A 9,838-nucleotide genomic window follows, 5' to 3' on the forward strand; every position below is an offset into this window, starting at 1 on the left:
CGGAGCTTCGGTTCAGTTGGAAGAATTTTCATTGCTTGCCGCAAAAAACAGCAATGACCTAAAAACAGTATTTGCCAACCGCATCAATTATTTTCATCCGCGGTTACAAAGCAAGATACCTGCTGGCTGGTGTTCCTGGTATTGCTTCGGGTCCGATGTTACAGCAAAAAACATTGACGATCACCTTATCTACATTAAAAAAAATATCCCGCAGTTAAAATACATACAACTTGATGATGGCTACCAGCCGCACATGGGCGATTGGCTGGAAACAGGTAATGCTTTCGGAAAAAGTATACAAGTAGTTTTAAAAGAAATTAAAACAGCCGGTTTTGAACCTGCCATTTGGGTGGCACCGTTTATCTGCGACAGCAACTCAAACGTATTTAAAAAACATCCTGCCTGGCTGGTAAAAGATTCAACCGGCAAACCATTGCGGAGCGACAAGGTAACTTTTGGTGGCTGGCGGCTGGCACCCTGGTTTGTTTTAGATGCCACCAATCCCCAGGTGCAGCAACACCTTACCCATGTTTTTAAAACCATGGCAGCCCAATGGGGCTGTACTTATTTTAAATTAGATGCCAACTTTTGGGGTGCTATACCCGGTGGTGTATATTTCGATAAAAAGGCTACCCGTACAAGTGCTTATCGCAGCGGAATGAAAGCAATACTAAAGGGTGCAGGCAACGCTTTTATATTGGGTTGTAATCATCCGCTTTGGCCTTCACTCGGCCTAATCAGCGGGTCCCGTAGTTCGAATGATATTAGCCGGGAATGGAATACTTTTTCAAAAACGGGTGATGAAAATTTATCGCGAAGCTGGCAAAATGGTAAACTGTGGTGGAATGATCCTGACTGTGTTTTGCTCACCGGGGATCTTTCGCAAAATGAATTTATGTACCATGCATCCTTACTTTTTTCAACAGGTGGATTGGTACTGAGTGGTGATGACCTTACAACAATTACAACAGAACGCCTGGCGATACTAAAAAAAATGTTACCTCCACACAAAACAAGTGCTATGTTCAATCCATCGCTTGATATCGGCTGGATGAAAACAGCTAAAGCAACTTTTTTAATTCTGTTAAACAAAGATGACCAGGAAAAAAAGTTTGCGGTTCCATTATCGAAATCTTACCAGATAATTGATTACTGGACAGATGAGAAAAAAGGTGTTTATAAAACAGAATGGAATGAAACCCTGCCTGCGCATACTGGCAGAGTGTACAAACTGGTGTCTTTGTAGCCAGGCAAACAAAATATATTTATAATAACAAATTACAGAAGTCTCTTAATGAAAATTAAAAAAGGTAAAAGCAGCTTATTTCAAATTACTATCTATAACAAACAGGTTATCTTTTTATTATTGATGTTGATGGGGATAACATACAACACGTTTGCACAATTGAAAATAAGTACTGTATTGTGTGAGAATAAAATTAATCCAGCTGGTGTTGCGTTGCAAAAAATACGTTTTGGATGGGAGCTTACATCAATGGAAAATGCGCAATATCAAACAGCTTACCAACTGGTGATCGCTTCTTCAAAAGAAAATTTACAGGCCGGAAATTATGATGTGTACAATTCAGATATTGTAAAAAGCGGTCATTCTGTTTTAGTTGAATATGCAGGCAACCCATTACATGCAGCACAAATATATTTTTGGAAACTACAGGTGTGGGATAAAAAAAATATTGCTTCCGGCTGGTGCGATGATCAGCAATTTATAACAGGTTTGTTTTCAGAAAAAGATTGGTCTGCTGCAAGGTGGATTGGATACGAACAGTTAAATGATGCCATGCGTGTGGCGCCCGGAATACACGAACCTTTTGCAGAAACATTGGGTAACAAATGTATTCAGCGGCCTGTAGTTCCATTGTTTAGAAAAACTTTTGCTATTAAAAAAAAAGTGAAGAAGGCGTTGCTTTTTGTTACCGGCCTTGGTCAATATGAATTAAGCATTAACGGCACAAAAACAGGTACTGCTTTTCTAGCACCGGGCTGGACTTATTTTGATAAAACCGTTTTATACAACACGTTTGATGTTACACAACATTTGGTACAGGGTAAAAACGCCCTCGGTGTTATTGTAGGCAATGGATTTTACAATATCAACAGGGAAAGATATTTTAAGGTAGTGTCCGCCTTTGGTATGCCTGCCATGATATGTCGTCTTAAAATTATGTATGAAGATGGCGCAACAGAAGATATTATTTCTGATGCAAGCTGGAAAACATCTCCCTCGCCCATTACTTACAGTAGTATTTATGGGGGAGAAGACTATGATGCAAGATTGGAGCAGACAGGCTGGAATACTCCCTTATTTGATGATACAAAATGGATGCAATCTTTGCAGGTAAAACCTCCGTTGGGCAAGTTGTTGCCGGAGCTGGATTATCCCGTTACTTTGATGGATTCATTTGCTGTAAAAAAAATAATACATCCTTCATCCAATGTACTTTTATTTGATTTTGGCCAGAATGTTTCGGGTATTGTACGGTTAAAAGTGAGGGGCCATAAAGGGCAGGTAATTAAATTAATACCGGCAGAACTGATCAATAAAAACCAAATGGCCAATCAGGTTGCAACAGGAAATCCGTATTATTTTACCTACACATTGAAAAGCGATAAGGCCGAAATATGGCAGCCGGAATTTACTTATTATGGGTTTAGGTATGTGCAGGTAGAAGGTGCTGTGGTGAATACTTCAGGCAACAGTTTGTCATTGCCTATCATTGAGCAGTTGACATCTTTGCATAACCGAAATGCAAACCCCGTAAATGGTAGCTTTGAATGTAGCAACCCCTTATTTAACCGCATTTATACACTTATCAACTGGGCAATCAAAAGTAATATGCAAAGTGTAATAACCGATTGTCCGCATCGGGAAAAGTTAAGCTGGCTGGAACAGGATTATCTGATGGGTAATTCCATTCATTATAATAATGACATTTACCATTTGTACCGCAAGCTGGTATACGATCTGATGGATGCACAATATGCCGAAGGTTTTGTACCCGACATTGCACCGGAATTTGTTGTGTTTGAAGGAGGCTTTCTCGACTCGCCGGAATGGGGGAGCAGCGCTGTGATTTTACCCTGGCAATTGTATGAATGGTACGGTGATAAAGACATTTTGCAAACGGCTTACGCAATGGCAAAAAAATATGTTGACTATCTTCAAACCAAATCAACCGGTCACATTCTTTCGCATGGCCTGGGCGATTGGTTTGACTATGGCCCTAACCAACCCGGCGAAGCGCAGTTAACCCCCAAGGCGGTAACCGCCACTTCCATTTATTATTATGATGCTGTACTGGTTAGTAAAATGGCCAAAGTACTCAATGAAAAAAACGATGAAGAGAAATACCGTCAACTGGCAGCATCCATCAGGCAATCTTTCAATAAACAATTTTTTAACGGCAAAACAAAGGTTTACTCAACCGGCAGCCAAACAGCCATGGCAATGCCTTTAAGCGTTGGGCTCGTAGACGAAAAAAATAAAAAAGCAGTTTTAAATAATTTAGTTGATTCCATTTACGCTGGTAATAAAGCATTGACCGCAGGCGATATTGGCTTTCATTTTTTGGTAAAGGCATTGGATGAAGGCGGGGCTTCGCAACTGATATTTGATATGAACAACCGGGATGATGTGCCCGGCTATGGCTTTCAATTGAAAAAAGGTGCTACCGCATTAACTGAATCATGGCAGGGGCTGGAAGATGTTTCCAATAACCATTTAATGCTGGGGCATATTATGGAATGGTTTTACAGCGGCCTCGCAGGCATTAGCCAGGAAGAAGGATCGGTAGCATTTCAAAAAATAAAGATCAGGCCACAACCAGTTGGTGATATCAGTTCGGCCAAAGGAAGTTTTCATTCGCCTTATGGATGGATAACGACTGATTGGAAAAAAGATAAAAACAGTTTTTCGTTGCACATTCAAATACCGGTGAATGCTAGTGCCAATATTTATTTGCCCTCATCCGTATCATCAAAAATTTATAAAAATAAAATACTGGTTGCAGATAAATTTATAAAGAAAAATAAAGGTATTTCGCAAATCAGTGTTCCATCCGGCGAGTATTTTCTGGAGGTGAAATAAAAACACCAATTTCCGTAAATACCACATAGAAAAATCAATTTTAGAAACGAAATCAGCCACGTTGTGTACAGAGCCTGTTTAATTTTTTAATAAGTTTGTTTTACCTTTAAGTAACGATACTTTTTTTAATTACAACGAGTTTAGCTTTAGCAATATGAACGAAAAAAAGACATTAATCCGAAGAAAAATTTTAAAGGAACTGTATTTTCAGGAAAGTTTATCCTGTGCAGATATTTGTTGTAAGATTGATAAAAGTTTTCCGGTTACCGCAAAATTAATCGAAGATTTGATGGCTGAAAATTTAGTCGTTGAATCTGGCTATGCTGTATCAACCGGTGGCAGAAGACCCCTGACGTATACCTTGCAAAAAAATGTGATGTACCTGGTATCGGTGGCCATGGATCAGTTTGTAACAAAAATTGCCATCATGGATATGCAAAACAATTTTATTTCTACTATAGAAAAAATTGTATTGCCCTTGCCGGAGAATCCGGATGCACTGCAGGTATTGACTGAAAAAATAATTTTTGTGATAGAAAATTCGGGTATACCGGCGGAAAAATTTGTAGGGGTTGGTATCGGGATGCCTGGTTTTGTAGATGTAAAAAAAGGAATTAATTACACGTTTCTGCAATTGCCCCATAATAAAAGTTTAACCCGGCATATTGCTGAGAAAATTAAAATGCCTGTTTTTATAGACAATGATTCCAGCCTGATTGCATTGGCAGAACTGAGATTTGGTGCTGCAAGGGAAGTAAGCAATGCAATGGTAATCAACATCGCCTGGGGCATTGGTTTAGGCTTAATCATCAATGGAAAACTTTTTAGAGGGCAGGAAGGTTTTGCCGGGGAGTTTAGTCATATCCCTCTTTTTTTAAATGGCAAATTATGTAGCTGTGGTAAAACCGGTTGTTTGGAAACTGAAACCTCTTTATTGTTGATTGTGGAAAGGGCAAGGGAAGGTATTAAGGCTGGCAGAATTTCAAAATTAAGTTCTTTACAGTGTGATGACCTGGAGCAGGATTGCGATGCCATTATTGAAGCTGTTAAAACTGGTGACCAGTTTGCCATTGAACTTTTTTCCAAAGCCGGGTATAATATCGGTAAAGGCGTTGCGGTACTGATACACCTGTTAAATCCTAAAACAATTATTCTTAGCGGCCGCGGTTCTTCGGCAGGGCAAATCTGGCATGCTCCCATACAACAATCGTTAAACGAACATTGTATTTATCGCCTTCATCAAAGTACCGGAATCGAAATATCTACCCTGGGAAACCAGGCTGAATTGATTGGAGCTGCTGCACTTGTTATGGAAAATTACGAACAAATACCAAATATAAAAATGCAGCTCGCTTCACAACAAATAGGTCATTTGAAAGTTTTAAAGCATACAAATTAAATGCCTTTGTAAGAAAAAAATTATTGTTTTTATCTCTTATTTAGATGTTCCTTTTGGTGACTTTTTTGCAGCAAATTTTTAAAAGTGATGTGGGTGTTAGTGAGTAAATGTTTGTAAGTTTTGCCATCTATTTCCGGAAGATAAAGAGAAGTTTTTGCAACGTATTTAGCCGTTTCTTTTATAGTTAAAACATTTAGTTATATCCAGTATAAAATGAATGAAATACGGATTGATTGAAACAAAATTTAATTTGCAGAAAAAAATAATGAGCATCTTTAAAAACAAAAACCTACATGGAGCGTAAAGAATTTATTAAAAATGCAGGCTTATTAAGTGCAGGTTTACTGTATAAAAATTTATCCTTCGCACAGGCAGCTCCCACGTTTCCCGTGGTTCGTGTTTCGTATGAGAAGAGAAAATTTCACAGCAAAGCAGTGGAAGCAGCCATTTCCGAATTTCAGTCAAAAGTAAAAAACAAAGAACTCGGATGGCTGTTTGAAAATTGTTTTCCAAATACGCTGGATACCACAGTTGATTTTGAAATGGTGAATAACAAACCGGATACTTATGTAATAACCGGGGATATTGATGCCATGTGGATGAGGGACAGCACCGCACAGGTTTGGCCTTATTTGGCACTGGTGAAAAAAGATAAGGAATTACAACAGTTGATTTCAGGTGTTATCAACCGGCAGGTAAAATGCATTTTAAAAGATCCTTATGCCAATGCTTTTTATAAAGATGAAAATAAAGTAAGTGAATGGAAGAGTGATCTTACAACCATGCAACCCGGCATACACGAACGCAAATGGGAAATTGATTCCCTGTGTTACCCTATTCGGCTGGCTTATAATTACTGGAAACAAACCGACGATACCTCCCCATTTGATAACCAGTGGAAGAATGCCATTCAGCTTATTTTACAAACATTTAAAACGCAGCAACGTAAAAATGGTAACGGGCCATACACTTTTCAGCGTACAACGGCCTGGGCTACTGATGGTGTTCCATTGGGTGGTTATGGTTATCCTGTAAAGCCGGTTGGGTTAATTTGTTCTATGTTTCGTCCCAGCGATGACGCTACTATTTTTCCTTTCTTAATTCCATCTAACTTTTTTGCAGTAGTAAGTTTAAGACAGGCATCCATCATGATAAAACAAATTTTTAACGGGGTTTCATTAACAAATGAATTGACTGCATTGGCAAATGAAGTGGAGACGGCTTTGCAGCAATATGCCATCATCAACCATCCGCAATACGGAAAAATTTATGCCTATGAGGTAAATGGTTTCGGCAGTTTTAATTTAATGGATGATGCAAATGTACCAAGCTTATTATCGCTGCCTTATTTAAATGCGGTTAAAAATACCGATCCCGTTTACATCAACACCCGTAAATTATTGCTTTCCGCCAACAATCCTTTTTTCTTTAAGGGTAAAGCTGCCGAAGGTATTGGTGGTCCGCATGCGGGTATGAACATGATCTGGCCATTGAGTATCGTAATGCGTGGCCTTACCAGTAAAGACGATGTAGAAATAAAACAATGCATTGACATGTTGCGCAAAACACATGGTGGTACCGGCTTTATGCACGAGTCTTTTCATAAGGATGATGCCAATAATTTTACCCGTAAATGGTTTGCCTGGGCCAATACAATTTTTGGCGAGCTGTTGTGGGAAGTGTATCAAACAAAACCGCATTTGCTGGCATAAATAATTACTGGCTTTCAATCATTTCAATAAAATAATGTGGTAAGAAAATGTTTGTATACCATTTGGATTTTAGCAATGATGCTGGTGGTTTTTACCGGTGCCAAGGCTCAACAAAAAATTAATCCAGACTCAATCAGAGGTAAAATGCAATGGTTTGCCGATGCAAAGCTGGGCATCTTTATTCATTGGGGCATGTACTCTGTAAATGGCATTGATGAAAGCTGGAGCTTTTACAATAAAAAAATAAGCTATGCTGATTACATGCAACAGATGAAGGGTTTCACGGCTTCAAAATATAATCCGCAGCAATGGGCTGCACTGATAAAAGAAACTGGTGCAAGGTATGCTGTAATCACCACCAAACACCACGATGGCATGGCTTTGTGGCCTACCAAACAAAACCATTTAAATGTGGTAACCAACACGCCGGCAAAGCAGGATGTGTTGGGTCCGTTTTACAAAGCGCTCACGGAGCAAGGCATTAAAAAAGGCGCTTATTTTTCTTTGCTCGACTGGAGCCATCCGGATTATCCGGGGTTTATAAAAGATAGCAGCCGTTATAAAATTGCAGATGATCCGGAGCGCTGGAAACGTTTCCAGCATTTTTTTCAAAATCAGATCCATGAAATCAACACCGCTTACAAGCCAGACCTGTGGTGGTTTGACGGTGACTGGGAGAAAAGTTCTGATGAGTGGCAGTCGGAAAGTGTACGCAAACAAATACTCTCCATTCAACCCAATGCCATCATCAACGGAAGATTGCAAGGCTATGGTGATTATGAAACACCTGAACAAAATTTTCCGGTAAGCAGGCCTAAGTACAATTGGTGGGAACTTTGCATGACCACCAATAACAACTGGGGCTATCACCCGGATGACACTGCGTATAAAACACCTTTTGAAGTGATTACGATTTTTGCAGATGTGGTAAGCAATGGCGGAAACCTGTTGTTAGACATTGGTCCTAAAGCAGACGGAACTATACCTGCAGAACAGGTAAATATTTTAAAAGAACTGGGCAAGTGGAATAAAAAGAACGGGGAAGCAATTTTTAATACCATCGCAGGTTTACCACAGGGCCATTTTTACGGGCCAACAACATTGTCGAAAGATTCAGCTACACTGTATCTTTTTTTGCCAGCACAAACTGCAGGCAATATTATGATTAAGGGCCTTGTAAATACCATTATGGACGTACAGGTGTTGGGCACCGCTGCCCATTTAAAACAAAAAGTAGTCGGCAAAATTTCGTGGAGTCCGGTGCCTGGTCTGGTATTTATAAGTGTGCCCGAAAATGTGAGAGACGAGTACATAACAGTATTAAAACTTAGTTTGGATAAGCCGGTAAAATTGTACCGTGGACAGGGAGGATTAAACTAATGTATGTTATTGGTAAAATAAAGGACAGTTTTTTAAATTTATTGTAGTCAATTCGTGTAAGCAGTTTGTATTGCTGCAATAAATTTTACGAAAATCATGTAACACCAGCAGATGATAAACAAAAACAACATCGCACTATTGCTGGCAATTTTATTTTGTGTTACTGCTTTAACCGCAATAGCACAAAAAAAAGACGGATGGAAACTGGTTTGGCGGGAAGAATTTAATTATAAAGGTTTACCAGACGCCAATAAATGGAATTACGAAAACGGGTATGTACGCAATCACGAACAACAGTATTATACTAATGGAAGAATAGAAAATGCAAGGGTGGGAAATGGTGTACTTACCATTACAGGTAAAAAAGAAACTTATCCCAATCATGATTATATACAGGGATCAGCAAGCTGGCAAAAGAAAGATTCACTGGCGCAGTATACTTCTGCAAGTATCAATACAAACAACAAAGTAAATTGGCAGTATGGCCGCATAGAAGTAAGGGCAAAGCTACCGCATGGCGGGGGCATCTGGCCAGCCATCTGGATGATGGGCATTGACAGGGAGAATGCTGGCTGGCCTGCCTGTGGCGAAATTGATATTATGGAATTTATCGGTAATCATCCCCAGGATATTTACGCTACCCTTCATTTTGCTGATTCAGCATCGGCAAGCGGTCATCGTTCAAGCGGCAGTAAAATATTGGACAGTGGACTTCAAAAAAATTTTCATGTATATGCGATGGAATGGAACGAGGATGCAATGGACATTTACCTCGATGATAAAATGTACCATCATTTTGTGATTGACTCAGCAGGAAAAGGAATTAATAATCCCTTCAGAAAGCCATACTATTTATTGATCAACCTGGCTATGGGCGCCGAATGGCCCGGCCCGATTGATGACGCCGTTTTACCACAGCAATTTATCATCGATTACATAAGGTGCTATCAGAAGAAAAATAAAAATTAACGCAAACGTTTGAATACAATTGTAAAAATGGAAAGAACTAAATTGAGGGTTGGGGATATACTAAGTAACTACTTTGTTGTGCAGTAATGAATTTTAAAATAGTGAAGTTAATTTGAGAAAGCCGGATTGAGTTGTTGTGAATTGCCTGGCCATACAGAGCTTTATGAATTGCTCCGTCCTTCAGGGCGAAGACTAAAAAAAATTATATGAAGTCAAAAATGATTCTGGTTGTTGCTTTATTGCTGGTAACAGTTACCAGCTGGCTTGCCTGCA

Annotated in this window: 6 protein-coding genes; all 6 read left to right on the plus strand. The window is 39.3% G+C overall.

Annotated elements, in window-relative coordinates:
* The coding region (locus H7254_RS03285) for a glycoside hydrolase family 36 protein (protein WP_301931624.1) at window positions 1–1,246 on the plus strand (1,246 nt) is incomplete at its 5' end.
* Window positions 1,247–1,294: 48 nt separating this feature from the next.
* Entirely contained in the window at window positions 1,295–4,105 is a 2,811-nt protein-coding gene (locus H7254_RS03290) for a family 78 glycoside hydrolase catalytic domain (protein ID WP_301931625.1), read from the plus strand.
* Window positions 4,106–4,259: 154 nt separating this feature from the next.
* Window positions 4,260–5,504 (plus strand): ROK family protein, encoded by a 1,245-nt coding sequence (locus tag H7254_RS03295; RefSeq protein ID WP_301931626.1) that lies wholly within the window; start codon window positions 4,260–4,262, stop codon window positions 5,502–5,504.
* 293 nt (window positions 5,505–5,797) lie between these two features.
* Window positions 5,798–7,216 carry a glycoside hydrolase family 125 protein gene (locus H7254_RS03300; RefSeq protein ID WP_301931627.1) on the plus strand — a complete coding sequence of 473 codons (1,419 nt, stop codon included), beginning with the start codon at window positions 5,798–5,800 and terminating at the stop codon, window positions 7,214–7,216.
* Between the two features lie 36 nt (window positions 7,217–7,252).
* On the plus strand, window positions 7,253–8,596 hold the full coding sequence (locus H7254_RS03305; RefSeq protein ID WP_301931628.1) for an alpha-L-fucosidase: 1,344 nt from the start codon (window positions 7,253–7,255) through the stop codon (window positions 8,594–8,596).
* A 111-nt stretch (window positions 8,597–8,707) separates the two neighbouring features.
* On the plus strand, window positions 8,708–9,565 hold the full coding sequence (locus tag H7254_RS03310; RefSeq protein WP_301931629.1) for a glycoside hydrolase family 16 protein: 858 nt from the start codon (window positions 8,708–8,710) through the stop codon (window positions 9,563–9,565).
* The last annotated feature ends 273 nt before the right edge of the window (window positions 9,566–9,838 follow it).

The sequence above is a fragment of the Ferruginibacter sp. genome (assembly GCF_014377975.1).
Taxonomy (GTDB): Bacteria; Bacteroidota; Bacteroidia; order Chitinophagales; family Chitinophagaceae; genus Ferruginibacter.

Coding starts and splice junctions, on each gene's coding strand:
- H7254_RS03300 (WP_301931627.1), top strand. CDS start 5,798: ATGGAGCGTAAAGAATTTATTAAAAATGCAGGCTTATTAAGTGCAGGT.
- H7254_RS03310 (WP_301931629.1), top strand. CDS start 8,708: ATGATAAACAAAAACAACATCGCACTATTGCTGGCAATTTTATTTTGT.
- H7254_RS03295 (WP_301931626.1), top strand. CDS start 4,260: ATGAACGAAAAAAAGACATTAATCCGAAGAAAAATTTTAAAGGAACTG.
- H7254_RS03290 (WP_301931625.1), top strand. CDS start 1,295: ATGAAAATTAAAAAAGGTAAAAGCAGCTTATTTCAAATTACTATCTAT.